The organism is uncultured Roseobacter sp. (assembly GCF_947496515.1).
Classification (GTDB): domain Bacteria; phylum Pseudomonadota; class Alphaproteobacteria; order Rhodobacterales; family Rhodobacteraceae; genus Roseobacter.
Genome location: NZ_CANMDB010000005.1, coordinates 156446 through 182030 on the forward strand (window position 1 = coordinate 156446; position 25585 = coordinate 182030).

Genomic DNA, 25585 nt, shown 5'->3' on the forward strand with positions numbered 1-25585 from the left:
ACGGAGCAGGTTGTCATGAGTGATGCAGAAGACATGGTCGCCGAAATCGAAGCCCTCGGCGCCAGGCTCGATCAGGCGCGCGGCTCGATCACGCGGCGCTTTATCGGCCAGCCCCGGGTGGTGGAGCTGACGCTGACCGCACTGCTCTGTGGGGGACATGGCCTGCTCATAGGTCTGCCGGGTCTCGGCAAGACGCGGCTGGTGGAAACGCTGTCGACCGTGATGGGATTGCACGGCAACCGCGTGCAGTTCACGCCCGACCTGATGCCCGCCGACATCCTCGGCTCCGAGGTGCTCGATACCGCCGCCGATGGCTCGCGCGCCTTTCGGTTCATTCAGGGGCCGATCTTCTGCCAGCTGATGATGGCCGATGAGATCAACCGCGCCTCCCCGCGCACCCAATCCGCGCTGCTGCAGGCGATGCAGGAAAAGACCGTGACCGTTGCGGGCGAGGACCGCAGCCTCGGCGTGCCCTTCCACGTGCTGGCGACACAAAACCCCATCGAGCAGGAAGGCACCTACCCCCTGCCCGAAGCGCAGCTGGACCGTTTCCTCGTTCAGATCGATGTGAATTACCCCGACCGCGACACCGAACGCGACATCCTGCTGGCCACCACCGGCGATGAAGAAGCAGAAGCGACCGAAGTCTTCACCGCCGCGGATCTTCTGGCTGCCCAGCAACTTTTGCGCCGGATGCCCGTGGGTGACAGCGTGGTCGAGATGATCCTCGATCTGGTGCGCGCCTTCCGCCCCGAAGAGCCCGACGTGTCCGAACGGGTGCGCGAAACAGTGGCCTGGGGCCCCGGTCCTCGGGCGGCACAGGCGCTGATGCTGACCGTGCGGGCGCGGGCCCTGCTGCACGGGCGGCTTGCCCCTTCGGCGGAGGACGTGATCGACATGGCCCGCCCCGTGCTCAGCCACCGCATGGCGCTCAACTTCGCGGCACGCGCCCGCGGCGACAGCCTGGCTGATCTCATTGACACCACCGCCGCCGATCTGGCCGGGACGAAGGCCGCCGCGTGAACGCACCCGCAGCCTCCCAGCTTTCCGACCGGCCCGACGCCCTGCGCGCCGAGGCCGAGACGGAGGCGGCACGGCTTCCTGCCCTGCTGGCGCGTGCCGACCATCTGGCCGGTGCCGTATTGCTCGGGGATCACGGTCGCAGGCGAGCGGGTCTGGGCGATGACTTCTGGCAGTACCGCCCCGCCCAGATGGGCGATAGCCGCCGGTTGATTGATCACCGCCGCTCCGCCCGGGGCGATCAGGAATTCGTGCGCGAACGCGAGTGGCAGATCGCGCAATCGGTGATGCTCTGGGTCGATCAGGGGGCCTCCATGCGGTTTGCCAGCACGCCGGACCTGCCCACGAAGGCAGACCGCGCGCGCCTGCTGGGGCTGGCCTGCGCCATTCTTCTGGTGCGGGGCGGCGAGCGTGTGGGCCTCACCGGCACCAGCCTGCCGCCCCGGCGCGGCACGGCACAGATCCTGCGGCTGGCGGAGATGTTCACCACCGATACGCATACCGACTACGCCCCGCCCGAACACCGCGCGATGATCCCCTCGGCCCGCGCGGTCTTCATCTCTGATTTCATGGGCGATGTGGAGGAGGTCAAGCTGGCCCTCACCAAGGCGGCCGACCGCGGGGTGCGCGGCGTGCTCCTGCACCTGCTCGACCCGTCCGAGGAATCCTTTCCCTTCCGTGGCCGCACGATTTTCCAGAGCATGGGCGGCAGCCTGACCCACGAGACGCTCAAGGCCGGCGAGTTGAAGGGTCGCTACCTGTCGCGCCTCGCCGACCGCAAGGCGGAGCTTTCCGCGCTGTGTGCCCTGACGGGCTGGCAATACGGGATGCACCGCACCGATGCCTCTGCTCAGTCTGCCCTGCTCTGGCTCTACCGGGCGCTTGATACGGGATCGTTGAAATGACCGTGCTGGGCGGCATCGGCTTCACCGCGCCCTGGCTGTTGCTGGCCCTGCTGGCACTGCCGATCCTGTGGCTGATCCTGCGCGCCGTGCCGCCCGCACCCATCCGGCGGCGCTTCCCCGGCGTGGCGCTTCTGCTTGGCCTGCGCGATGATGAGGCGGTCTCGGACCGCACGCCGTGGTGGCTGCTGTTGCTGCGGGTGCTGGCGGTGGGGCTGATCATCCTAGGCCTGGCCGGTCCCGTGCTGAACCCCGATGCGGATCAGGCGCGTGGCGATGGCCCGCTGCTGATCGTGCTCGATGGCAGCTGGGCGGGTGCCACCCGCTGGCCCGAGCAGACCGATGCCATCGACGCCCAACTGAGCCGTGCCAGCCGCGCGGGCCGTACCGTGGCCTTCCTGTCGCTCACCCGGCCACAGGCGCCCGTGTTTCAGACCGCCGACAGCTGGCGCTCCCGCCTGCCCGGCCTGCAACCCGCCCCCTGGCAACCCGATGCGGCACGCATCGCGCAGATGCGCTCCTTCATTGCCGAGATAGACGGCTTTGACACCCTGTGGTTCAGCGACGGGCTAGACTATCCCGGTCGCGAAGCGCTCCTCGCCGGTTTTGAGGCGCGCGGCACGGTGGAGGTGTACCAGACCGCCGCCAACGTCCTGGCCATGCGCCCCGCCGGTTTCGAGGATGGCGAGGTCACGCTCACGGCCGTGCGCGCCACCGGTGGTCCCGAACGGGAGGTGACCGTGCAGGCGCTCGGTCTGGACCCCGCGGGCAACGCCGGTGTCCTTGGCAGCACCACGACCATTTTCGAACCGGGAGAGACGACCGCGGAGACATCGCTCGACCTACCCGCCGAATTGCGCGCGCGTGTCACCCGGTTTGAGCTTCAGGGCCAGCGTTCCGCCGGCGCGACAACGCTTGCCGACGATGCACTGCGGCGGCGCGAGGTTGCGCTGATCGCGGGCAGTGCCAACCGTGAGGGCTTGCCGCTGCTCTCGCCGATGCACTACGTCGAAAAGGCGCTGGTGCCGACCGCCGATCTCATCCGCGGCGATCTCGGGGATGTGCTGCCCGCCAATCCGGATGTGATCATCCTGGCCGATGTGGCGACGCTGTCGGACGCGGAGGCGGAGGGGCTCAGTACGTGGATCGACGCAGGTGGCCTGCTGGTACGCTTTGCCGGGCCCCGGGTCGCCGCCAGTGACGTCAGCCGCACCGACGAAGACCCGCTGATGCCCGTGCGCCTGCGCGCAGGCGGACGCACCGTCGGCGGGGCGATGAGCTGGGGCGAGCCGAAAGCGCTGGCTCCGTTCCGCGACGGCTCTCCTTTCTTCGGGCTCAGCATCCCGGAGGACGTGCAAGTGACAAGCCAGGTGATGGCACAGCCCGATCCCACGCTGGCCGACCGGGTCATCGCGGAGCTGACCGACGGCACACCGCTTGTCACCCGCAAGGCGCAGGAACAGGGTCAGATCATTCTCTTTCACGTGACAGCCACGGCGGAGTGGTCGACGCTACCGCTCTCGGGGCTTTTCGTACAGATGCTGGAACGGCTCGCCATTTCCAGCGCCACCACCCGGCCCGATGTGACCGCGCTGGAGGGTACCACCTGGACACCGCAGCAGGTCATGGATGGGTTCGGGCGGCTCCGCGATGCGGGCAATCTACCGGGGGTTCCGGGAGCCGATCTGCTGAGCGCTCCGCCCGGCCCTGACATGCAGCCCGGCATCTATGTCTCCGGCGACCGGCAACTGGCGCGCAACGTCATTACCGCCGAGGACGCGCTGACCCCGGTCAGCTGGCCGGAGCGCATCCCGGTGCGCGGCTTTGCCGTGCCGCCCGAACAACCCATCGCGGGGTGGCTTCTGAGCCTCTCCATCGCGCTTCTGCTGGTCGATGTGATCGCCTCTCTGGCGCTGTCGGGCAGGCTGGGCGGTGGCAAGGCGGCGCGCGCCGCCTTGGTCCTAGCTCTGATGGTGCCTTTGAATGTCCCATCGCCCGCTCAGGCTCAGGCCGATGATGCGGATCTTTTCGCGCTGGAAGCCACGGCGGAGCTGACCCTTGCCTATGTGATGACCGGCAACCGCGACATCGACGAGATGTCCCGCGCCGGGCTGCGGGGCCTGTCCAACACACTTATCTTTCGCACCTCTGTCGAACCTGCCGAGCCTATGGGCGTCGACCTTGAAATCGATGAACTGGCCTTCTTCCCGATTATCTACTGGCCCATCACGCCGGATCAGCCGCGCCCGTCATCGGAGGCCTACGCCAAGCTCAACGCCTACCTGCGCTCCGGCGGGCTGATCCTGTTTGACACCCGCGACGCGGATGTGGCCCGCTTCGGACAGGGCAGCCCCAACGGGCGCAAGCTGCAGGATCTGGCCGCCCCGCTGGATGTGCCACCGCTGGAACCGCTGCCAGCCGATCACGTGCTCACCCGCACCTTTTACCTGCTGCAGGACTTCCCCGGCAGGCACACCGGGCGCGACGTCTGGGTCGAGGCAGCCCCACCCGACGCCGAACAGATTGATGGCATGCCTTTCCGCAACCTCAACGACGGCGTCACCCCGGTGGTCATCGGCGGCAATGACTGGGCATCCGCCTGGGCAGTCAGCAACACCGGCGCCCCTATGGTGCCCGTGGGCCGCGGTTTCGCCGGTGAACGCCAGCGCGAGCTGGCTTTCCGTTTCGGCGTCAACCTGATCATGCACGTGCTCACCGGCAACTATAAATCCGACCAGGTCCATGTCCCCGCTCTGCTCGACAGGCTCGGCCAATGACCGGCACGGTGATCTTCGACCCGCTGATCCCGTGGCCCTTGCTGGCCGGTGTCGCGGGCATCGCCCTCGCCGCTCTGGTGCTCGCGGTCTGGCGCGGGCTCAAGGGCTGGCCGCTGCGGGGGCTGGCGGCTGCCGTCGTGCTCGCGGCGCTCACCGGCCCCTCCTACCAGCAGGAGGACCGCGCGCCGCTCACCGATATCGTGATCCTGGCGGAAGATGACAGCGCCAGCCAGCGCCTCTCCGACAGGCCCGATCAGACTGCCACCGCGGCAGAAGCGCTGGCACAACAGATCGCCGCACGCCCCAACACCGAGGTGCGCCGCATCACCGTGACCGACGGCGAAGGCGACGCAGGCACGCAGCTGATGACAGCACTCTCCACCACCCTCGCGGAAGAGCCCCGCGCGCGCATCGCGGGGATCCTCGCGCTGAGTGACGGCCGCGTCCACGACAGCACACTGCCGCTGGATCTGCCCGCGCCCATGCATCTGTTGATGACCGGCAAAGAAACCGACTGGGACCGCCGGTTGCAGATCCGAAACGCGCCCGCCTTCGCCATCATCGGCGAGCCGGTGACGCTGACCCTGCGGGTTGAGGATATGGGGGCCGCGCCTGCCGGGACCGGTCTCGCACCGCTGGAGATCTCCGTCGATGGCGCGCCGCCCCAGCAGTTCCAGGTGCCCTTGGGCGAGGATATCGAGCTGCCCGTGACCCTGCCCCACGGTGGGCGCAACGTGATCCAGTTCACCGTGCCCGGCGCACCGGGGGAGCTGACGGAACGCAACAACACCGTGCTGATACAGATGAACGGCGTGCGCGACCGGCTGCGCGTGCTGTTGATATCGGGTGAGCCGCATCCCGGCGGGCGCACCTGGCGCAACCTGCTGAAATCCGACAGCTCCGTCGATCTGGTGCATTTCACGATCCTCAGACCCCCCGAGAAACAGGACGGCGTCCCGGTGGGCGAGCTCAGCCTGATCGCCTTTCCCACCCGCGAGCTCTTTCTGGAAAAGATCAACGACTTCGATCTGATCATCTTTGATCGCTACAAGAAACGCGGCCTGCTGCCCTCGCTCTATCTGGAGAATGTGGCGAATTACATCCGCCAGGGTGGCGCGGTGCTGGTGGCGGCCGGGGCTGATTTCGCCGGCGCCGAAAGCATCTATCGCTCGCCACTGGGCAGCGTTCTGCCCGCCGCCCCCACCGCCCGTGTGCTCGATGAGGCCTACCGCCCCAAGGTGACCGATCTCGGGGCACGCCATCCCGTGACCACGGATCTGCCCGACAGCGGTGACTGGGGGCGCTGGCTGCGGCACGTGGATATCACCGGGACCGAAGGCGACACCGTGATGTCCGGCGTCGATGACCGCCCGCTTCTGGTGCTGAACCGCGTGGGCGAAGGGCGCGTGGCGCTGCTGGCCTCCGACCATGCCTGGCTCTGGAACCGCGGCTACGAGGGAGGCGGCCCGCAACTTGAACTTCTGCGCCGTCTCGCCCACTGGATGATGAAAGAGCCTGAGCTGGAGGAAGAGGCGCTGACCGCCGAGGCCACCGGCCAGAGCATGCGCATCGAACGCCGCACCCTTGGCGAAACCGTGCCGCCCGTGACCATCACCGATCCCGCGGGCGTCGTCACCACGCTCGATCTGACGGAGACCTCGCCGGGCGTGTTCTCGACCACCTTTGAAGGGCCTGAGATCGGGCTCTACCGGCTGGAGAACGGCGACCAATCCGCCGTGATCGGGCTGGGCCCCGCCGCCCCGCGCGAGTTCGAGCAGACCATCGCCACCGGTGATGTGCTCGGACCTGTCATCAGCCCGCTGCGCGGCGGCATCCTGCGGCTGGAGGATGGCATCCCCCGTCTGCGCGACGTGCGCGCGGGACGTCCCGCCGCTGGTCGTGGCTGGGTCGGGCTGACACCGCGGGATGCGTTTGAAACCCGGGACGTGCGCCAGACCAACCTCTTGCCGGGCTGGCTGGTGCTGCTGCTCTCGGCCGGTCTGATCACCGCCGCCTGGCTGCGGGAAGGCCGCCGCTGACCGCGGGCGGATTAAACAGATCTTCACCTTGAACGGCCAGAGTGATCGGGACGGGTACGAAGGATTCCGGTGATCCGATGACACTTGCCAGCAGACTGGCGGAGGAACGCCGTGGCCGCTTGGCCGCCGAACGCCTGCTTGAGCTCAAGCAGGCGGAGCTTTTTGCCGCAAACCGCAAATTGGGTGAACACGCCAAGGCGCTCTCCCACCAGATCGTGGAAACCCGGGCCGAGGTTGCCACCGTCCGGGACGAAAACCAGCGTGTCAAATCAGACCTGTCCGCCGCGCACGAAAAGATCGATCTGGTCGAACGCCGCCTGCTCTATGCGGTGGAGGCGATCAAGGACGGCTTTGCCCTCTTCAGCCCGGAGCTGGAGATGATCATGGCCAACAACGCCTATCTGGCCGCCTTCGACGGGCTGGAAGAGGTGCGCCCCGGGATCAACTACGTCACCATCCTGCAGTTGCTGACGGACGAAGGCATCGTCGACATCGGCGAGGATACCCCCGCCCACTGGCGCGAGCGGATGATCCAACGCATGCAAAGCCCGCAGCCTGAGCCGGTCGTGGTCCGGCTCTGGAACGGTGAATACGTGCGCATGATCGACCGCCGGGGGCCCGATGGCGACATCCTCTCGCTCGGGCTCAACATCACCGAAAGCGTCGTCTACGAGCAAAAGCTCAAAGAGGCGCGGCGCCGGGCCGAGGCCGCCAACCACGCCAAATCCGCCTTCCTTGCCAATATGAGCCACGAGATCCGCACACCCATGAACGGGGTCGTCGGCATGGCCGATGTGCTGGCCGATACCGAGCTCAGCGATGATCAGCGACTGTATGTGGAGACCATCAAGAACTCCGGCGAGGCATTGCTCGTTATCATCAACGACGTGCTCGACTACTCCAAGATCGAGGCAAAGCGCCTGCGGTTGCAGGCGCAACCCTTCGATCTGGAACAATCCATTCTGGAAGTGATGATGCTGCTGCAGTCCTCGGCGCAGGACAAGAGGCTCAGCCTCGTGCTGGACTATGACTTCTTCACAGCCCCAAGCTACATGGGCGATCCCGGGCGGATCCGCCAGATCCTCACCAATCTGCTGGGCAATGCGGTCAAATTCACGTCCCAGGGCCATGTGATGGTCCGGGTGCGCAGCAGCGTCGAGGTCGAAGGCGGCCCGGTCACCCTGCAGATCACGGTGGAGGACACCGGGATCGGCATCGCCGAGGATATGATCGACCATGTCTTTGGCGAATTCACGCAGGTGGAAAACGAACGCAACCGCCAGTTTGATGGCACGGGCCTTGGCCTCGCGATCACCCGGCAGCTCGTTCAGATGATGGACGGGCGCATCTGGCTGACCTCGCAGGAGGGGGAGGGGTCGTGCTTCGGGTTCGAGATCAAGCTGCCCACGGCCACGGCAGGCGGTCCTGACCCGGCCGAACTGCCGGAAGGTCTGCGCCACGTGATGGTGGTTGAACCGGTTCCCGCCGTCCGCGCAGTGCTGGCACGCCATCTTGAACGGCTGGGTCTGAAAGTCACCGGCTGCGCAGACGTGGGCGCCGCAAAAACGGCACTTGTCGAGACGGTGGATCTGGTCCTGCTCGCGCCTTCACTGGCCGATGCGGGCGAGCAGATCGCCAAGGCCGGGCAAATCAGCCACATGGGCGCGGGCACCCCCGGAACAGGCAGCGGCAGTCCGAAACCCTTTGCCCGGCAGGAGCTTCTGTCCTGGCTCTGTCGCTGGCACGCTCCCCAGCACGCCGGAAACACCGCTGCGCCCGATGCGCCGGACGCATCGGTGCCGGAGGCCGCAACCGATCAGCGGCTCATGCGGGTTCTGGCGGCGGAGGACAACAAGACCAACCAGCTGGTTTTTCGCAAGATGCTCAAAACGGCGCAGATCGACCTTCAATTCGCCGCTGACGGGGTCGAGGCCGTCGCCGCCTACGAAAGCTTTGCGCCCGATCTGATCTTTATGGACATCTCCATGCCGCGCATGGACGGTCGCGAAGCCACCCGCACGATCCGCGCGCTGGAGGCGGACAGCGGCACCCATGTTCCCATCATCGCCCTGACGGCCCACGCGATGGAGGGTGATGATGCAGAGATTCTGGCAGATGGGCTTGACCTCTACATGACCAAACCGGTGCGCAAAGGGGATCTGCACGCCCGCATCACCGAGCATTGCCCGGCGGGGGTGACAGCCCCCTTTCCCGTCGAAGATGATCAGGAGGCCGGGTAGTCCCGCACGAAAACGGGCGCATCAGGCTCCGACAGATCGGGCTGATACTGGTAGCCGCCTGTCTCGAACCCCTGCAGATCCGCCGGATCCGACAGCCGCTTCTGGATGATGAACCGCGCCATGGCGCCGCGCGCCTTCTTGGCAAAGAAGCTCACGATCCTGGGGCCCTTGCCGTCCCCCTTGTCTTCCATGAAGGCCGGGGTGATCACCCGCAGGCTGAGCGCCTTGAGGTCCACCGCGCCAAAGTATTCCTGGCTCGCACAGTTCACCAGAACGTCGCTGCCCGTGGCCTCCGCCTGCGCGTTCAGCGCTTTGGACAGGTCATCGCGCCAGTATTGGTAGAGCGTCTTGCCCCGCCGCGTCTTGAGCTTGCTGCCCATCTCCAACCGGTAGGGCTGGATCGCGTCGAGCGGGCGCAGCACACCGTAGAGGCCCGAGAGGATGCGCAGATGATCCTGCGCCCACCGCATCTCGTCATCGCTGAGGCTTTCGGCCTCCAGCCCCTGATATGTGTCGCCCGCAAAGGCCAGCGCCGCCGGGCGTGTCGCCTCACCATCAGGCGTGGCCTCAAAGGCCGCAAACCGGTGGCGGTTCAGCCGCGCCAGATCGTCCGACAGCCCCATCAGATCCTTGAGCGCACCCAGCGTGAGGTTGCGCGCGGTCTTGACCAACCGCACCGCGTCTTCCTGAAAGTCAGGCTCGGTCGTGGTGACCGCCCGCTCTGCCCAGTCCAGCCGCTTGGCTGGGGATACCACCACCAACATATATCTACCCCTTGTGGCCTGTACGCTCTACACCACTCGATGTAGAGCATCGCGCGGCCGATTCCCATCGTCGATTTCTCAAGCATCGCACGCGCAGCAGCACGCTGCTCCGCCGCAATCCCGTACCAGGCGATCTAGCCCGCCTCGCGCAGCACGTCCAGAAACGCAGGCCCGAATCGTTCTGCTCGGCGCGCACCCAGAATCCGCTCCAGGCTGGACGCATCGGCGCTTCGCAGCTGCGCTACCTTCGCCAGAAGCGAGGCAGAACAGCTCAGCGGTTTGCAGGTCCCGTCACCCCCCCGCGACAGATCCGCCTGCACTTCCAGCAGCCTGTCATAGACCGATCCCGACACGCGCCCCGCCAGCTTGCGCCGCGTCGGGTGCATCTGCTCGGCCTCGCCAACGATCACCTCCAGAAAGGCCGCGCCATAGCGTTCGAGCTTTTTGGCGCCCACACCGCTGATCTGTGCCATCTGGTCGAGGTTCCCAGGCCGGGTCTGCGCCATCTCGATCAGCGTCCGGTCGTTGAAAATCACGTAGGCGGGCACGCGCGCGGCCTCCGCAAATCCGCGCCGCCGGGCCTTGAGCGCGGACAGCAGCGGCGCGTCTTCCTCCGACACCATCTCGCGCACAGCGGGGCGGCGCGTGGCCGCCGCCTGTCGCAGCGTATCGCGGCGCAGATCAATCGTGGCCTCTGCCCGCAGGATCGGCAGGGCGGCATCGGTCATGCGCAACGCCCCGTGCCGCTCGGGATCCGGGCGCACCAGATCGTGCCCCATCATCTGCCGGAAAATCGCCTGCCAGACCCGCTTGTCGTGCTCCTTGCCCACGCCGTAGGTCGGCAGGGATTGATGGCCGCGGGCGCGGATCTTGTCGGTTTCGGTGCCGGTCAGAATGTCGATCAGATGCCCCGCCCCGAACCACTCATCGGTGCGCAGCATCGCCGACAGCGCCTTGCGCACCGATGTCGTCCCGTCGAATACCTCCGGCGGGCTGTCGCACAGATCACACGATCCGCACGCTTCCTTTGTCTCGCCGAAATACCCCAGCAACGTCGCGCGCCGGCACGTCAGGGCCTCCGCCAGCCCCAGCAGCGCGTTGAGCCGGGCGTGATCGGCCCCGCGCCGTTCGGGCGGCGCCAGCCCTTCGTCGATCTGCGTGCGGCGCAGGCGGATGTCATCGGGTCCAAACAGGGTGAGCGTCTCAGCGGGCGCCCCGTCGCGGCCCGCGCGCCCGATCTCCTGATAATAGGCTTCGATGGATTTGGGCAGATCCGCATGGGCGACCCAGCGGATGTCGGGCTTGTCGATGCCCATGCCAAACGCCACCGTCGCCACCACGATCAACCCGTCTTCGCGCTGGAACCGCGCCTCGGCGTCGCGGCGCGCATCGGCCTCCATCCCGCCGTGGTAGTGCAACGCCGTATGCCCGGCCTCGCGCAGCGCACGCGCCAGCCCTTCGGTCTTGGCCCGCGTGCCGCAGTAGACGATGCCCGACTGCCCCTTGCGCGCGGCGGCAAAGCTCAGGATCTGCTGGCGCGGGCTGTTCTTAGCGGCAAAGGCAAGGTGGATGTTGGGCCGGTCGAACCCGCCCAGAAACCGCCGCGGCGCCTCGCCGTCAAAGAGCTTCTGCTCGATCTCCGCGCGCGTTTCCGCATCTGCCGTGGCGGTAAAGGCGGCCAGCGGCACCCCCAGATCCCGGCGCAGCGCCCCGATCCGCAAATAGTCAGGCCGAAAGTCATGACCCCACTGGCTGACGCAATGCGCCTCATCCACGGCGATCAGCGACACGCCCGCGCGGCGCAACAGCCCCGCCGCCCCGGCGGAGGCCAGCCGTTCCGGCGCCATGTAGAGCAGTTTGAGCGAGCCCTCGCGCAGCGCGTCCATCACAGCGTCGGTTTCTTCGGGGGTGTTGCCCGATGTCAGCGCACCGGCGGCCACGCCCGCCTCCTGCAGGCCGCGCACCTGATCGCGCATCAGCGCAATCAGCGGTGAAATCACCACCGTCACCCCGTCCCGCATCAGCGCAGGCAGCTGGAAACACAGGGATTTGCCGCCGCCCGTGGGCATGATCGCCAGCACGTTTTCGCCAGCGGCCACAGCCTCCACAATCTCGCCCTGCCCGGGGCGAAACGCCTCAAACCCGAAAACCTGCTGCAACAGCCCGACCGCGCCCGTCATGGCCACCCTCATGTGATGATCCTGCTCGTTTCAGGCAGAATCCCACATGGCGCCAAACGGCACAAGAGCGCAGCCCGTCATTGTCCCGAAAATATGGGGGGTCGGTCGGGTCAGCCGATCGTTAGACGAACAGCGCGTAGTTGTTCACCAGCACGATGCGCAGGACCGCCACCCCCAGCAGCACGGCGAGGGGGGCCAGATCGATCCCGCCCATCTGGGGCAGCACCCGGCGGACAGGCCCGTAGATCGGCTCCAGGATGCGGTTGAGCATGTACCAGATCTGCGCGACCAGCTGCTGGCTCGTGTTCAGCACCTGGAAATTGATCAGCCAGCTCATGATCACATGCGCGATGATAAAGAACCACAGCACGTTGAGCAGCAGCATCAGGATTTCAAACAGCGATTGCATGGGCCGACCTTTCCTTGCGTCTGCCTGAATTAAGCCGCACGCGCGCCCTGCGCAAGCCCGCAGCGCGCTCTTGGTTGACCGCCCGCAGGCCGCGCTTGCCAGCACCGCGTGTGGCTGATCTACCGGCAGAGGGCGCAGCAAAAGGGGCAGCAGCATGGACAGCGCGCGAAAACGCATCTGGGGGTGGTACGCCTTTGACTGGGCGAGCCAGCCCTACAACACGCTCCTGATCACCTTTATCTTTGCGCCCTACATCGGCGAGCTTTTGGGCGACGGCGCGCGCGCGCAGGCCGCCTGGGGCTTTGGCATCGGGGCGGCGGGCGTCGTCATCGCCGTGCTCGCCCCGGTTCTGGGGGCCATCGCCGATACCAAGGGCCGACCGATGCCCTTCATCTGGGCCTTCTCGGCGCTCTACGTGCTGGGCAGTGCGGGTCTGTGGTTTGCCGATCCTGCGGGCTTTCACCTGCCGCTGATCCTGGGGTTCTTCGCACTCGGCCTCATCGGGATGGAGTTCGCGACGATCTTCACCAACGCCATGCTGCCGGGTCTCGGCCCGGCGCGCGACATCGGGCGCATTTCCGGCACCGGCTGGGCCATCGGCTATCTTGGTGGCTTCGTGGCACTCGTGATCATGCTGCTCTTCTTCGCGGAGAGTGCGGCGACCGGGCGGACGTTCATTGGCCTGGAACCGGCACTGGGGCTCAATGCCGAAGCCCGCGAAGGTACGCGTTTTGTCGGCCCGCTCACGGCGCTCTGGTACGCGCTTTTCATGATCCCCTTCTTTGTCTGGGTGCGTCCAGCACCACCACCCGCGGAGCCCGGCAGCGTCGGGCAGGCCCTGCGCGATCTGGGCCAGACGCTGCGCCGCCTGCCGCGTCGCCCGTCGCTGTTTTCCTACCTCGGAGCATCGATGTTCTACCGAGACGCGCTCAACGGGATCTACGCTTTCGGCGGCATCTATGCGCAGGGCGTGCTCGGCTGGTCGGTGGTGGACACCGGCATCTTTGGCATCATCGCCATAATCACCGGCGCGATCTTTGCCTGGGCGGGCGGGCACGCGGATGCGCGTTTCGGCCCGGCGATCGTGATCAGACTGTCGATCTGGGTTTTGCTGGCGGTGACCACCGCCATCGCCTTTGTCAGCCGCGACAGCCTCTTCGGCATCGCGCTAACGCCGGACAGCACGGCCCCCGACGTTGCCTTCTACACCATTGGCGCCTGTATCGGCGCGGCAGGCGGCACGCTGCAATCGGCAAGCCGGTCGATGATGGTCCGCCAGGCGGACCCCGCACGCATGACCGAAGGCTTCGGCCTCTATGCGCTGTCGGGCAAAGCGACCAGCTTTCTGGCGCCGGTGCTTGTCGGCGTGGCAACGGCGATCAGCGGATCTCAGCAAATCGGCGTCACCCCGATTATCGGACTGTTCATCATCGGGCTGATACTGTTAGCCTTCGTCAAGCCAAACGGAGACCGCCGCCCATGATCCGCCCTACGCTTGCCGCCGCCGCGGCGCTCGTGCTTGGTCTCGCGTCCTGTTCGGAGGCCCCCGCGCCGCAGCCCGAGACGCGCGTGCTGCCCACCATCGGCACCTCCGGCCATGCGCAAAGCGACAAACCTGCCAAGCAGCTTTTCGGAGCGAAGCAGGCGGCCTCGCGCGCCACCCCAGCTCCTTTCGGCAGCTACTCCAAGGGCTGCATGGCGGGCGGTGCGCAACTGGCCGAGACAGGGCCCACATGGCAGGCCATGCGCCTGTCGCGCAACCGCAATTGGGCGCATCCCGCCACCGTCGACTACGTGCAGGATCTCAGCCGTCAGGCCGCGCGCCAACCGGGATGGAACGGGCTTTATGTGGGCGATCTCAGCCAGCCGCGCGGCGGGCCGATGCTGTCGGGTCACGCCAGCCACCAGATCGGGCTCGATGCGGACATCTGGCTGCGCCCCGCGGACAACCTGTCGCTGTCAGTGGCGCAGCGGGAGAATATCTCGTCGATCTCCCTGCGCCGCAATCGCGGGGCTTTCGTCAACGATAACTGGACCCGCCAGCACCATGAGATCCTCAAGGCCGCCGCCTCGGATCCGCGGGTCGCACGGATCTTCATCTTCCCCGGCGCCAAGGTGCGCATGTGCCAGGACGCCACCGGCGACCGCAGCTGGCTCCGCAAGATCCGCCCCTGGTACGGGCATCACTACCATTTCCACGTGCGCCTTGCCTGTCCCGCGGGGGCGCGTGGCTGCGTTGATCAGAACCCGCCACCGCCCGGCGACGGCTGTGCCGATGCGCAGGCCTGGGTCAATACCATCCTGAACCCACCGCCGCCCGACCCTAACGCGCCCGCACCCTGGCCCCGGCGCGAGATCCGGCTCGCGGATCTGCCCCAGCAATGCGCCGACGTCTTGCAATAGGGTCGGTTGCGCTTCTTCTTCTGTTTTTCGGCGCCAAGACCCTACTCTCATATTACCCGATCCCGCCGCAGCCGCGCGTGCCCGCAGCACGGCAACCAGCGCAGCATCTTTCCACCTATATCTGGCGTCTGGATGAGGATTGGTTTGGCGGCCTGTCGGCCCTTGAGCTTTCCGCCGATGGCACTGGCTTTTTCGCGGTAGGCGACCGCGGCCGGATGATCGAGGGCCAGCTTGAACGCAGCGGAAACGGGATCACCGGCGCCCGGGTGACGCGGCAGAAACAGCTGGTGGATGCAGACGGCGCCGTGATGATCTGGCCTTTCACAGACGCCGAAGGCCTTGCCATCACCGAGGATGGCGGCCTGTTCATCTCCTTCGAACGCCAGATCCGTGTGCTCTACTACCCCGATTTCAACGCCCTGCCGCAGGAGCCAGGCTACACCCGCGCCTGGCGCGCGATCCACATTAAGCAGGGGCTGGAGGCGCTGGCCATCGCGCCCGACGGCACGCTCTACACCCTGCCGGAGACCGCCCCCTTTGGCGCGTCCGTGTCGCTGGTCTACCGCCGCAGCCCGGGCGGAGACTGGACCCAGCCTTTTACCCTGCCGCTCGATGACGTCTTTGTGCCGGTGGGCGCAGACTTCGGCCCGGACGGGCGCCTTTATCTGCTGGAAAGGGACTTCCGCTGGTTCGGCTTTCGCACCCGGATCCGCGCGATGACCGTGACACCCCGGGGTGTCGAGCAGATCGAGACGCTGCTGGAAACGCCGCTCTTTCAATACGGCAACCTCGAAGGGCTCTCCGTCTGGCGCGATGACGACGGGCGCATCCGCCTGACCATGATCGGCGATGACAACTTCCTGCCCGTGCTCAAGACCGAGATCGTCGAATACATCCTGCAGGAGTGACTTGCGCCCGCGTGGCCTTGGGCCTAAAGACGCCACGTCGGTCACACGGCCCGACCAAGTGCCGCACCCTTGCCAAAACGGATACATCAAATGACACGCGCTCACCTTCCCGGCATTCTTGCCATGGCCGCCATCGTGGTTGCCTCCAACATCCTCGTGCAATTCCTCTTCGGCCAGTGGCTGACCTGGGGGGCCTTTACCTATCCGCTGGCCTTTCTGGTCACCGATGTGATGAACCGGGTCTACGGTGCTGGCCCGGCGCGCCGCGTGGTCTTTGTGGGCTTTCTGGTGGGTGTGGGCTGTTCGCTGTTCGGCACCCAGATCATCGGGGAGTATGGCCCGCTGGTGACGCTGCGCATCGCCGTGGGTTCCGGCCTCGCGTTCCTGACCGCGCAACTGCTGGACGTGGCGATATTCTCGGCCCTGCGACAGGGCCGCTGGTGGCGCGCTCCGCTCGCCTCCACCCTGATCGGCAGCACCGTGGACACCGCGCTGTTCTTCACCATCGCCTTCTCCGCGAGCCTCGCGTTTCTGGAGCTCGGCAATGACGTCAGCTGGGCAGGTGAGATGCTGCCTTTGCTGGGGTTGGGGCCTGTCGCTCCGCTGTGGGTCTCTCTTGCCGTGGCTGACTGGATGGTCAAGCTGTCGCTGGCGCTTCTGGCGCTGGTCCCCTTCCGCATGATCACGGCGCGGCTGGTGCCTGTGAGCTGAGGTCCCGCACCCGCCGGGCCCTGGGGCAGCGCGCCGGGCGACCTCGCGCCCGGCGGGCACCGCAGCTGCATCCATCGCGAAAAGATCCGCAATCGCCGCGCCGGAACGCCCAATCTGATGCCCCCCTTGGCAGCCCTCCGGCCCCTCCGTGCCATCCCGCCAATGTTAACGAAAAAACACTTGGCGTTTTTTAAAACCTGTGCCACCGTCGGGACAGCAGAAACAGATAGGTAAAGGAGGTGATCCAGTGTCAAGAAAGGTATTGGAGCGAGGTGTCGGAACAGCTTTGGAGGTCGCCTGCTGAGGCAGCCCTTGACGGGCAGAACTCCTGAGTGGACATCGGTCTAACCGATCCCCCTCCTGAAACCATTCGATTGGGCCGCACGACCACCGTGCGGCCCTTTTACGTGAAATCCGCGCATCAGCCAGCGGCAACAGCGCCCACCGCAAAATGCGCGTCAGGCTGCAGGCACCGCTTCGGCGCCCAGCGAGCGCCACGCCGGCTCTTCGGTATCGTAGGTCTCCGTCTCTACCGGCATCAGTTTGCCAAAGGTTTCGATCATCTCCGCAGCATTCTCCGGCGCGCCCACGACCACGTAGCGGTCGACCTCACTGATCGACCGGATGCGGGATTTGATCGAATCCCAACTCAGGCTCGCACCCGTCTCGGCGCCGTCATAGTGATCGAAGATCAACAGCATATCGACCTTTTCGCGCGCATCGAAGACATCGTTCATATAGCGCGCCATCGCGGTCATATCCTCGCGCGAGACCTTGCCCGCGATGCGAAAGGCGAAAAGATCATCGCGGCTGGTCGCGATCTGCGTGATCGAAGATGTGGTCAACATTCCCGGTTCCTTTCTCTATCCTGTCATGGGAAGACGCGCGTCACGGGCCGGTTGTTCCGCGTCCACACGATTTGATGGGGGCGAAATGCTTCAGATCACCAAAGACATTGTCCTGCAGGACTGGGAACTGACAGAAAGCTTCGTGCGCGCTTCGGGCCCCGGCGGCCAGAACGTCAACAAGGTCGCCACGGCGGTCGAGTTGCGGTTCGAGGCCGCCCGCTCCCCCGCCCTCGCGCCGCCCGTCAAGACCCGTCTGAAGCGGCTCGCCGGACGCCGCTGGACCACCGAGGGCGCGCTGATCATCCAGTGTGACGAGACCCGCAGCCAGGCCCGCAACCGCGACATCGCCCGCGACCGTCTGGCAGAACTGATCCGCAAAGCGCTCGTTCGCCCCAAAAAACGGATCCCGACACGGCCCACACCCGGCTCCAAGAAACGCCGGTTGAAGGCCAAGAAAACCCGCGGCGAGGTCAAGGCGCTGCGCGGCAAGGTCGACCCGGAGAGCTGAAACGCCCGCACGAGCACCAGATCCGGCGGCGCCGAAACCAGTCAAAACCCCGCTCTGTCGTCCCGGCGCCCCGGACCCGAAGGGCCGGGCAGCGCCCGCCCCTCCTCGATGGAGGGAAGGGCGCTTCCCCCCGCATTCCGTCCGATATAACTCCCCACGCTTGAAATAAATATACTTATTTCCAGATGCTTATCAGAAATGAGGTACGCACCTCAAAAAATGACGTGACAGGCGCGACACCCTTCCCCTAGCGTAAGCCTATCCAAATACCGAATCGGCACGTACCGGTCGGAGAGGATCACTAGGGAGGAATCACATGAAACACGCACACCTGGCATCCGCCAGCGCACTCGGCCTGCTCGTCGCAGGCATGGGCGCATCCGCACAAGCCGACGAACTCACCCTCTGCTGGGCCGCCTGGGACCCCGCGAACGCGCTCGTCGAGCTCTCCAAGGAATTCGAGGAACAGTCCGGCCACACCATGAATTTCGAGTTTATCCCCTGGCCCAACTTCGCCGACCGGATGCTCAACGAACTGAACTCCCGCGGCGATCTCTGCGACCTGCTCATCGGCGACAGCCAGTGGATCGGCGGCGGCGCCGAGAACGGCCACTACGTCAAGCTGAACGACTTCTTCGACGCTGAAGGTATCTCCATGGGCGATTTCGCCGATGCCACCGTCTACGCCTATTCCACCTGGCCCAAAGGCACCGAAAACTACTACGCCCTGCCCGCCATGGGCGACGCCAACGGCTGGTTCTACCGCAAGGACTGGTTCGCCCGCGACGACATCCGTGCCGCCTTCCTCGAGGCCACGGGCCGCGAGCTGGCCGAACCCGCCAGTCAGAAAGAACTGCTCGAAATCGCGCAATTCTTCCAGGGCCGCGAGATCGACGGACAGACAGTCTATGGCGCGGCGATCTTCACCGAGCGTGGCTCGGAAGGGATCACCATGGGTGTCACCGGCGCGCTCTACCCCTGGGGGTTCAAATACGAAAACACCCCCGGCTCCTACGACATGGAAGGCGCCGTGAACTCGCCCGAAGCCGTCGAGGCACTGGAATTCTACAAGGAATTCTACGAAACCGCGACCCCGCCGGGCTATACCAACTCCTACATGGGCGAGAGCCTCGACGCCTTCAAATCAGGCCAGGTCGCCATGGCCATGAACTGGTTCGCCTTCTTCCCCGGTCTCTACGCCGACCCGAACACCGGCGGCGACAAGATCGACTTCTTCGTCAACCCACCGCAAAATCAGGCGGGTTCCACCCTCGGTGGCCAGGGCATCTCCGTTGTCTCCTACTCCGACAAACAGGATGCCGCGCTAGACTACATCAAGTGGTTCGCCGATCCGGAGGTTCAGCAGAAATGGTGGGATCTGGGCGGCTACTCGGCCCATAAGGCCGTACTCGAAAGCCCCGACTTCGTGGACAGCGCGCCCTTCGCCGGCGACTTTCTCGAGGCCATGGGCGCGGTGCAGGATTTCTGGCAGGAACCGGCCTACGCCGAGCTTCTGCTGGCCATGCAAAAACGCATCCACGACTATGTGGTGGCCGATCAGGGCACGGCTCAGGAAGCGCTCGACAAGCTGATCGAGGACTGGACCGAAACCTTCGAGGACGAAGGCAAGCTCTGATCGCTCCGGTATCCCGGGCCTGACCCGGGATCTCCCAACACCGAGAGCGGCGTACCATCGCCCCTCTCGTCCCCTCAACCCGTAAGGTGGATCCCCTCGCCTCACGCCGGGAAAGCTGTGCCAGATGACCGAAACGCCCCTCACTCACGCCGCCCGGGCGACACCGCCCAGCGTCGCGCGCAAGATCAAGGGCCTCAGCGACCGCGCCATCGCCTGGATCTTCGTGGGCCCAACGATCTTCCTGCTGCTGGCGATCAACATCTTCCCGCTGATCTGGACGATCAACCTCAGCTTCACCAACTTCCGCGCCAACCGCCCGGGCCGCGAGGTCGACTACGTGGGCCTGCGCAACTACGAACGCATCCTGAACGACAGCGACATCTGGCTGAACATGCAGGCCACCGCGCATTTCCTCTTCTGGACGATCCTGCTGCAGGTGCTCATCGGCTTCACGCTGGCCTACCTGATCAATAAGAAGTTCAAAGGCAACGACCTCTGGACCACGATCATCGTGTTGCCGATGATGCTCAGCCCGGCCGTGGTCGGCAACTTCTGGAAGTTCCTCTACCAACCACAAATCGGCCTCTTCAACTACATCGTCGCTTTCTTCACCGGCAAAGACCCCTCCAGCTTCGAGATGCTGGGCTCGGTACAGCTCGCCCCGTGGTCCATCGTCATCGTCGATACCTGGATGTGGACGCCCTTCGTCATGCTGATCTGCCTCGCGGGCCTGCGCTCCATCCCCGACTACATCTACGAGGCAGCCGAAATCGACCGCGCCTCCAAACTGCGCCAGTTCTTCACCATCACCATCCCCATGGTGCTCCCCTTCCTGATGCTGGCCGTCCTCTTCCGCGGCATCGAAAACTTCAAGATGTTCGATCTGGTGGTCCAGCTCACCGGCGGCGGCCCCGGCTCCACCACAGAACTCACCTCCATCAACCTCAAACGCGAAGCCTTCGAAAAATGGCGCACCGGCTACGCCAGCGCCTACGCCATCATCCTCTTCGTCACCGTCTTCGGCCTCGCCTCCATCTACGTCAAGGCGCTCAACAAGGTGAAAGAACGATGACCCGGCTCTCTCATCTTGCCAGAAAAACTCTCGGGGGGAGCGGGCATCGCCCGCGGGGGGCAGACAGCCCCCAACCCCGCCCAACCACAGGCGCACCGATATGAGCAGTTTCTCCGCCACCGCCCCAAGCGCCCGCTCCAAATGGTTTGCCGGCACACTCGTCATCCTCTACGCGCTGATCACCATGATCCCGCTGGCCTGGATCATGCTCACCGGCTTCAAATCCCCCGCCGACGCGATCAGCTACCCGCCCAAGGTCTTCTTCGAGCCCACGCTCGAAGGCTACGTAAACCTCTTCACCACCCGCACGCGGCAAACCGACGACTTCCTCGCCGCCAACCCGCCCCAAACCTGGTACGAGGAGATCGTGCGCCAGTACGACATGGTCATCGCAGGTCCGTCGAAATTCGGCGAAAGGTTCCTCAACTCGGTCATCATCGGCTTTGGCTCCACCTTCCTCAGCATCTTTCTGGGCACCCTCGCCGCCTACGCCTTTTCCCGCTTTAAGATACCGCTCGCCGACGATCTGCTCTTTTTCATCCTCAGCACCCGCATGATGCCGCCCATCGCCGTGGCGATCCCCATCTTCCTGATGTACCGACAACTGGGCCTCAGCGACACGCACCTCGGCATGATCCTGCTCTACACGGCGGTGAATATCTCCCTCGCGGTCTGGCTCCTGAAAGGCTTCATCGACGAGATCCCCCGCGAATACGAGGAGGCCGCCCTCATCGACGGCTACACCCGCTTCCAGGCGTTCTACAAGGTCGTGCTGCCCCAGGCCGCCACGGGTATCGCGTCCACGGCCATCTTCTGCCTGATCTTCGCCTGGAACGAATACGCCTTCGCCGTGCTGCTGACCTCGGGCACCGCGCAAACCGCCCCACCCTTCATCCCCACGATCATCGGTGTCGGCGGGCTGGACTGGCCCGCGGTCGCGGCCGGGGCGACAATCTTCCTGCTGCCGGTGATGATCTTCACCGTCGCCCTGCGCAAACATCTGTTGAGGGGGATTACTTTCGGAGCCGTCCGCAAATGAAGCCACCAACAAGATCACCGGGGCTCCGCCCGTTCGCGCCTGAAACGCGCCCCCGGCGCCTTTTCAGGACGGCGTTCACTCTTCGGAGCGGTCCGCACATGACCTTAACCATCCCCTGCCCGACCGCGCGGCGCGCACCGACGTTATACCGACGGCATACCGACACGGCACCGACGTCTCGCCGACGCCCATCGGAGGCCCCGATATGAGCCAGTTCATCCAGGGTCTTCTCCGCCTCAAACGCGGCCCGTGGGAGATGGTCGCGACCCTCCTCATCGCGCTCGGCGTCTTCATGCTGATGCAGCCTTTCGTGATGTGGGGCTTCACCTACTCCTTCATCACCACCCTCATCGGCACGGTGATGTTCATCATCGTCAGCCATTTCCGGGAGTAGGCGCATGGCGCAGATCATCATCAAGAACGTCCGCAAGGAGTTCGGTGATTTCACCGCCGTGAAGGAATCGAGCTTCACCATCGAGGACGGCGAATTCTTCATGCTGCTGGGGCCTTCGGGCTGCGGCAAGACGACGACCCTGCGGATGATCGCGGGGCTCGAACTCCCCACCTCTGGCGAGATCTACCTGGACGGCGAAGAGATCAGCCAGCGCCCGCCCAGCCAGCGGGACATCGCCTTTGTCTTCCAGATGTTCGCGCTCTACCCGCACATGAATGTCTACAAGAACCTCAGCTACCCGCTGGTGAGCCAGGGCATGGCCCGCGCCGCCGTCCGCGCCAAGGTCGATGAGGTCGCGCAGATCCTCGGCATTGAAAACATTCTGAAAAAGCCGGTGGGCGGCCTCTCGGGCGGCGACCGCCAGCGCGTCGCACTGGGCCGCGCCATCGTGCGCGACCCCAAGGCCTTCATGATGGACGAACCCTTGGGCGCGCTCGATGCGGAGTTTCGCGAACGCATGGCCGAAGAGCTGCGCGCGCTGCATGACCGCATGGGTGCGACGACCGTCTATGTCACCCACGACCAGCTGGAAGCCATGCAGATGGGCGACAAGATCGTGGTGATGAACAACGCCGTGGTCGAGCAGTTCGGCACCCCGCAGGAAATCTACGACAAGCCTGCAACCATGTTCGTGGCGGATTTCATCGGCTCGCCGTCGATGAACTTCCTGCCCTTCGAGGGCGCCGTCGCGGAGGGCGCGCAAACTGTTGATCTGACCGGCAATTCCCTCAGCGTCCCGCGCCAGAAACAAGGGGCGTCCGGCAAGCTTGTCTTCGGCGTCCGCCCCGAACACGTCAGCCTCAGCGACAGCGGCAATTACCGCGGCGAGGTGCTGGCCAGCGAGTACCTGGGCACCACCCAGATCATAACGCTCGACACAGCCAATGGCGAGCTCAAGGCCCGTGTTCCCGCATCCCAGACAGCCACCGTGGGCGAGACTGTGGGCCTTTCTTTTCAGGGCGATGTCGTTACCCTTTTCGACGCAGCCACCGGCCGCGCGCTGCGCTCGGAACTTAACGAAGGGATCGTTGCCCATGGCTGATGTCAAGCTCACGAACGTGTCGAAATCCTTCGGCGACACCGCAGCCGTCCACGCCATGGACATGACCATACCCGATGGTGCCTTTGTAGTGCTGCTGGGGCCGACGGGGGCTGGCAAGACCACCACGCTGCGCCTGATCGCGGGGCTGGAGACGCTGGATCAGGGCGAGATCAGCATCGGCGGGCGCGTCGTCAACACGGAAACCCCAGCCCAACGCGACATCGCCATGGTGTTCCAGCAGTACTCTCTTTATCCGCATCTGACGGTCCGGCAGAACCTTGAATTTCCTTTGAAATCTCCGATCCTCAACACACCGAAAGACGAGATCGCCCGCAAGGTGGAGGAAGTCGCAGAGGTGCTCCAGATCACCCGAAAGCTGGACAACAAAGCCACCGAACTCTCAGGCGGGGAGATGCAGCGGGTCTCTATCGGGCGGGCGCTGGTCCGCGAACCGCAGGTCTATCTGATGGACGAACCACTAAGCTCGCTCGACGCCAAGCTGCGCACCGATCTGCGGGTGGAGCTCAAACGCATCCAGATGACCCTTGGCGCCACGATCCTCTATGTCACCCACGACCAGATCGAGGCGATGACCATGGCCACCCATGTGGGCGTGCTCAACGACGGCAAACTGGTCCAATTCGGCACCCCGCGCGAGATCTACGAGAACCCCAACTCCGTCTATGTGGCCAGCCGCCTCGGTCAGCCGCGTATCAACATCCTGCCCGCTGACATCTTCGGCACGGCACCAAAGAACGCGCATCACATCGGTTTGCGCCCCGAGCATGTCCAGCAGGGCGAGGGGCGCGCCGCCCGCATCGACCGGGTCGAACGGCTGGGCGATCACACGCGGCTGCACCTGCATCTGGACGGGCACGACATCATCACGCTCGCCGATCCACACGCGGGCTATACCGCTGGTAATGAACTACAAATTGCCCCGCGCGACCCCCTGTGCTTCGACGCCCGAGGCGACCGCATCTACTAAAGAGGAGACCGCAATGGCGCAGTTTATCAACGACAAGGAGACACTGGTCACCGATGCGATCGACGGGCTTCTGGCGACCGCCCCCGTGCCGCTGACCCGGCTCGATGGCTACCCGCATATCAAGGTCGTCTGCCGCGGTGACTGGGACAAGTCAAAGGTGGCGTTGATCTCCGGTGGCGGCTCGGGGCACGAGCCCGCGCACGCCGGGTTCGTGGGTGAGGGCATGCTGACGGCCGCGGTTTGCGGCGAGGTCTTCGCCTCCCCGTCCGTCGATGCGGTGCTGGCGGGCATCCTCGCCGTCACCGGCGAGGCGGGATGTCTGCTCATCGTCAAGAACTACACCGGGGACCGGCTGAACTTCGGCCTCGCAGCGGAACGCGCGCGCGCCTTCGGTCTCAAGGTCGCCATGGTGATCGTGGATGACGACATCGCGCTGCCCGATCTGCCGCAGGCGCGCGGGGTGGCGGGCACGCTCTTTGTGCACAAGGTCGCAGGTGCAATGGCCGAGGACGGCGCGGACCTCGCCGCCATCGCCGCTACCGCAGAGACGCTGGTGGGCGACATGGCCTCCATCGGCAAATCGCTCGATACCTGCACGGTCCCGGGATCCGCCAAGGAAGACCGCATCGCCTTTGGCAAAGCCGAACTGGGCCTGGGCATCCACGGCGAGGCGGGCGTCGAGCAGGTGTCCTTCGAAGGTGCCGCGCGGGCCATGGATATGGTGCTCGACAAGCTGCTGCCGCACATGGGCGCGCCCGGCTATGTGGCCCTGCTGAACAATCTTGGCAGCACGACGCCGCTGGAAATGGCAGTGCTGGCGCAGGCGCTGACCAACTCGCCCAAGGCCGGGAAACTACGCGCGGTGATCGGGCCTGCACCGATGATGACCTCGCTGGATATGCACGGGTTTTCGGTTTCTGTCCTGCCGCTGACTGATGAGACAGAGGCGGCATTGGCGCGCCCGGTGCCGCTGCCTGCGTGGCCGGGGCTGGTCAAGGTGCAGACGCCTGAGGTCAAACCCCTGCCCGATGGGCTCAGCCCCATTCAACCTATCCCCTCGCCCAACCCCGAAACCCGCGAGGTGATTGAGGCCTGCTGCGATCTGCTCATCGCGGCGGAAAAAGACCTCAACACGCTCGATGCCAAGTCGGGTGATGGCGATACCGGCAGCACGCTGGCCACGGCCGCGCGCGCGTTGAAGGGGGCGCTCGACCGGCTTCCGCTGGCGGATCTGACCCAGCTCTTCCGCGCGGTCAGCAACGAATTGAGCCAGACCATGGGGGGATCCTCCGGCGTCATCCTCGCGATCTTTTTCGGGGCCGCCGGGGACGCCTGTGCCAGCGGCCATCCAACGGATCAGGCGCTGCGCGCAGGCCTCGCCCGGATCAGCGAAGTGGGCGGGGCGGCCCGTGGCGACCGCACCATGATTGACGCTCTGGAACCCGCCCTTGAGGCATTGCCCGACGGTCTGGCTGCTGCGGCACAGGCCGCCCGCGCCGGCGCCGACGCCACGGCTCAGATGGGCAGGGCCAAGGCGGGCCGCGCCTCCTACGTGCCGGAGGAAAACCTCATCGGGCATAATGATCCCGGTGCCGAAGCGGTCGCGCGGCTCTTTGAGGGTTTCGCGCCGGGCACGGCCTAGGGC

General features: G+C 65.5%; 21 protein-coding genes. 17 read left to right on the top strand and 4 right to left on the bottom strand.

Features of this window, described 5'->3' with window-relative positions:
- Nucleotides 1-15: 15 nt before the first annotated feature.
- From Q1A53_RS11310 to Q1A53_RS11330, 5 genes are all read left to right on the top strand, one after another.
- Nucleotides 16-1023: a MoxR family ATPase gene (locus tag Q1A53_RS11310; RefSeq protein ID WP_299966455.1), complete on the top strand. Its 1008-nt coding sequence runs from the start codon at nucleotides 16-18 to the stop codon at nucleotides 1021-1023.
- Nucleotides 1020-1925, top strand: a complete 906-nt coding sequence (locus Q1A53_RS11315) for a DUF58 domain-containing protein (RefSeq protein ID WP_299966457.1) — start codon at nucleotides 1020-1022, stop codon at nucleotides 1923-1925. The genes Q1A53_RS11310 and Q1A53_RS11315 overlap by 4 nt, the downstream gene beginning before the upstream one ends.
- Nucleotides 1922-4699: a DUF4159 domain-containing protein gene (locus Q1A53_RS11320; protein ID WP_299966459.1), complete on the top strand. Its 2778-nt coding sequence runs from the start codon at nucleotides 1922-1924 to the stop codon at nucleotides 4697-4699. Before Q1A53_RS11315 ends, Q1A53_RS11320 begins: the two co-directional genes overlap by 4 nt.
- Nucleotides 4696-6738 carry a hypothetical protein gene (locus Q1A53_RS11325; protein ID WP_299966461.1) on the top strand — a complete coding sequence of 681 codons (2043 nt, stop codon included), beginning with the start codon at nucleotides 4696-4698 and terminating at the stop codon, nucleotides 6736-6738. The genes Q1A53_RS11320 and Q1A53_RS11325 overlap by 4 nt, the downstream gene beginning before the upstream one ends.
- 77 nt (nucleotides 6739-6815) lie before the next feature.
- Entirely contained in the window at nucleotides 6816-8978 is a 2163-nt protein-coding gene (locus Q1A53_RS11330; protein ID WP_299966463.1) for an ATP-binding protein, read from the top strand.
- Here Q1A53_RS11330 and yaaA read toward each other — a convergent pair.
- From yaaA to Q1A53_RS11345, 3 genes are all read right to left on the bottom strand, one after another.
- Nucleotides 8963-9742 carry a peroxide stress protein YaaA gene (gene yaaA / locus Q1A53_RS11335; RefSeq protein WP_299966465.1) on the bottom strand — a complete coding sequence of 260 codons (780 nt, stop codon included), beginning with the start codon at nucleotides 9740-9742 and terminating at the stop codon, nucleotides 8963-8965. The genes Q1A53_RS11330 and yaaA overlap by 16 nt on opposite strands.
- 134 nt (nucleotides 9743-9876) lie before the next feature.
- Nucleotides 9877-11922 carry a DNA helicase RecQ gene (gene recQ / locus Q1A53_RS11340; protein ID WP_299966791.1) on the bottom strand — a complete coding sequence of 682 codons (2046 nt, stop codon included), beginning with the start codon at nucleotides 11920-11922 and terminating at the stop codon, nucleotides 9877-9879.
- Nucleotides 11923-12043: 121 nt separating this feature from the next.
- Nucleotides 12044-12331, bottom strand: a complete 288-nt coding sequence (locus Q1A53_RS11345; RefSeq protein WP_299966467.1) for a YggT family protein — start codon at nucleotides 12329-12331, stop codon at nucleotides 12044-12046.
- Nucleotides 12332-12485: 154 nt separating this feature from the next.
- On the opposite strand from Q1A53_RS11345, the gene Q1A53_RS11350 reads away from it, so the two are divergent.
- The 4 genes from Q1A53_RS11350 (at nucleotide 12486) to Q1A53_RS11365 (ending at nucleotide 16353) form a co-directional block, all read left to right on the top strand.
- Nucleotides 12486-13814 carry an MFS transporter gene (locus Q1A53_RS11350; protein WP_299966470.1) on the top strand — a complete coding sequence of 443 codons (1329 nt, stop codon included), beginning with the start codon at nucleotides 12486-12488 and terminating at the stop codon, nucleotides 13812-13814.
- Nucleotides 13811-14734 carry a penicillin-insensitive murein endopeptidase gene (gene mepA, locus Q1A53_RS11355; RefSeq protein ID WP_299966472.1) on the top strand — a complete coding sequence of 308 codons (924 nt, stop codon included), beginning with the start codon at nucleotides 13811-13813 and terminating at the stop codon, nucleotides 14732-14734. The genes Q1A53_RS11350 and mepA overlap by 4 nt, the downstream gene beginning before the upstream one ends.
- The gene (locus Q1A53_RS11360; RefSeq protein WP_299966475.1) at nucleotides 14713-15642 is read left to right on the top strand and encodes an esterase-like activity of phytase family protein; all 930 of its coding nucleotides are present in this window, start codon (nucleotides 14713-14715) and stop codon (nucleotides 15640-15642) included. Before mepA ends, Q1A53_RS11360 begins: the two co-directional genes overlap by 22 nt.
- A gap of 90 nt (nucleotides 15643-15732) precedes the next feature.
- Nucleotides 15733-16353, top strand: coding sequence for a queuosine precursor transporter (locus Q1A53_RS11365; protein ID WP_299966478.1), 621 nt, complete (start codon nucleotides 15733-15735; stop codon nucleotides 16351-16353).
- Between the two features lie 458 nt (nucleotides 16354-16811).
- Here the strand turns inward: Q1A53_RS11365 and Q1A53_RS11370 are convergent, their stop codons facing one another.
- Entirely contained in the window at nucleotides 16812-17201 is a 390-nt protein-coding gene (locus Q1A53_RS11370; RefSeq protein ID WP_299966481.1) for an STAS/SEC14 domain-containing protein, read from the bottom strand.
- An 85-nt stretch (nucleotides 17202-17286) separates the two neighbouring features.
- Between Q1A53_RS11370 and arfB the strand changes: the two genes are divergently transcribed.
- The 8 genes from arfB (at nucleotide 17287) to Q1A53_RS11410 (ending at nucleotide 25582) form a co-directional block, all read left to right on the top strand.
- The gene (gene arfB, locus Q1A53_RS11375; protein WP_299966484.1) at nucleotides 17287-17709 is read left to right on the top strand and encodes an alternative ribosome rescue aminoacyl-tRNA hydrolase ArfB; all 423 of its coding nucleotides are present in this window, start codon (nucleotides 17287-17289) and stop codon (nucleotides 17707-17709) included.
- Between the two features lie 316 nt (nucleotides 17710-18025).
- Nucleotides 18026-19345, top strand: coding sequence for an extracellular solute-binding protein (locus Q1A53_RS11380; protein WP_299966486.1), 1320 nt, complete (start codon nucleotides 18026-18028; stop codon nucleotides 19343-19345).
- Nucleotides 19346-19469: 124 nt separating this feature from the next.
- The gene (locus Q1A53_RS11385; RefSeq protein WP_299966489.1) at nucleotides 19470-20417 is read left to right on the top strand and encodes a sugar ABC transporter permease; all 948 of its coding nucleotides are present in this window, start codon (nucleotides 19470-19472) and stop codon (nucleotides 20415-20417) included.
- Between the two features lie 100 nt (nucleotides 20418-20517).
- A complete protein-coding gene (locus Q1A53_RS11390; protein ID WP_299966492.1) occupies nucleotides 20518-21456 on the top strand; it encodes a carbohydrate ABC transporter permease in 939 nt (312 codons plus the stop codon).
- 205 nt (nucleotides 21457-21661) lie between these two features.
- Complete coding sequence (locus Q1A53_RS11395; RefSeq protein WP_299966495.1) at nucleotides 21662-21850, top strand: hypothetical protein; 189 nt, start codon at nucleotides 21662-21664, stop codon at nucleotides 21848-21850.
- Nucleotides 21851-21854: 4 nt separating this feature from the next.
- Nucleotides 21855-22952, top strand: coding sequence for an ABC transporter ATP-binding protein (locus Q1A53_RS11400; RefSeq protein ID WP_299966497.1), 1098 nt, complete (start codon nucleotides 21855-21857; stop codon nucleotides 22950-22952).
- Entirely contained in the window at nucleotides 22945-23940 is a 996-nt protein-coding gene (locus tag Q1A53_RS11405) for an ABC transporter ATP-binding protein (protein ID WP_299966499.1), read from the top strand. The genes Q1A53_RS11400 and Q1A53_RS11405 overlap by 8 nt, the downstream gene beginning before the upstream one ends.
- Before the next feature lie 13 nt (nucleotides 23941-23953).
- Entirely contained in the window at nucleotides 23954-25582 is a 1629-nt protein-coding gene (locus Q1A53_RS11410; RefSeq protein ID WP_299966501.1) for a dihydroxyacetone kinase subunit DhaK, read from the top strand.
- Nucleotides 25583-25585: the final 3 nt, after the last annotated feature.

Excerpts from the sequence above, each read along its gene's own strand:
- Q1A53_RS11310 (WP_299966455.1), top strand. The coding sequence starts at position 16 with ATGAGTGATGCAGAAGACATGGTCGCCGAAATCGAAGCCCTCGGCGCC.
- Q1A53_RS11320 (WP_299966459.1), top strand. The coding sequence starts at position 1,922 with ATGACCGTGCTGGGCGGCATCGGCTTCACCGCGCCCTGGCTGTTGCTG.
- Q1A53_RS11325 (WP_299966461.1), top strand. The coding sequence starts at position 4,696 with ATGACCGGCACGGTGATCTTCGACCCGCTGATCCCGTGGCCCTTGCTG.
- Q1A53_RS11330 (WP_299966463.1), top strand. The coding sequence starts at position 6,816 with ATGACACTTGCCAGCAGACTGGCGGAGGAACGCCGTGGCCGCTTGGCC.
- yaaA (WP_299966465.1), bottom strand. The coding sequence starts at position 9,742 with ATGTTGGTGGTGGTATCCCCAGCCAAGCGGCTGGACTGGGCAGAGCGG.
- recQ (WP_299966791.1), bottom strand. The coding sequence starts at position 11,922 with ATGACGGGCGCGGTCGGGCTGTTGCAGCAGGTTTTCGGGTTTGAGGCG.
- Q1A53_RS11345 (WP_299966467.1), bottom strand. The coding sequence starts at position 12,331 with ATGCAATCGCTGTTTGAAATCCTGATGCTGCTGCTCAACGTGCTGTGG.
- Q1A53_RS11350 (WP_299966470.1), top strand. The coding sequence starts at position 12,486 with ATGGACAGCGCGCGAAAACGCATCTGGGGGTGGTACGCCTTTGACTGG.
- mepA (WP_299966472.1), top strand. The coding sequence starts at position 13,811 with ATGATCCGCCCTACGCTTGCCGCCGCCGCGGCGCTCGTGCTTGGTCTC.
- Q1A53_RS11360 (WP_299966475.1), top strand. The coding sequence starts at position 14,713 with ATGCGCCGACGTCTTGCAATAGGGTCGGTTGCGCTTCTTCTTCTGTTT.
- Q1A53_RS11365 (WP_299966478.1), top strand. The coding sequence starts at position 15,733 with ATGACACGCGCTCACCTTCCCGGCATTCTTGCCATGGCCGCCATCGTG.
- Q1A53_RS11370 (WP_299966481.1), bottom strand. The coding sequence starts at position 17,201 with ATGTTGACCACATCTTCGATCACGCAGATCGCGACCAGCCGCGATGAT.
- arfB (WP_299966484.1), top strand. The coding sequence starts at position 17,287 with ATGCTTCAGATCACCAAAGACATTGTCCTGCAGGACTGGGAACTGACA.
- Q1A53_RS11380 (WP_299966486.1), top strand. The coding sequence starts at position 18,026 with ATGAAACACGCACACCTGGCATCCGCCAGCGCACTCGGCCTGCTCGTC.
- Q1A53_RS11385 (WP_299966489.1), top strand. The coding sequence starts at position 19,470 with ATGACCGAAACGCCCCTCACTCACGCCGCCCGGGCGACACCGCCCAGC.
- Q1A53_RS11390 (WP_299966492.1), top strand. The coding sequence starts at position 20,518 with ATGAGCAGTTTCTCCGCCACCGCCCCAAGCGCCCGCTCCAAATGGTTT.
- Q1A53_RS11395 (WP_299966495.1), top strand. The coding sequence starts at position 21,662 with ATGAGCCAGTTCATCCAGGGTCTTCTCCGCCTCAAACGCGGCCCGTGG.
- Q1A53_RS11400 (WP_299966497.1), top strand. The coding sequence starts at position 21,855 with ATGGCGCAGATCATCATCAAGAACGTCCGCAAGGAGTTCGGTGATTTC.
- Q1A53_RS11405 (WP_299966499.1), top strand. The coding sequence starts at position 22,945 with ATGGCTGATGTCAAGCTCACGAACGTGTCGAAATCCTTCGGCGACACC.
- Q1A53_RS11410 (WP_299966501.1), top strand. The coding sequence starts at position 23,954 with ATGGCGCAGTTTATCAACGACAAGGAGACACTGGTCACCGATGCGATC.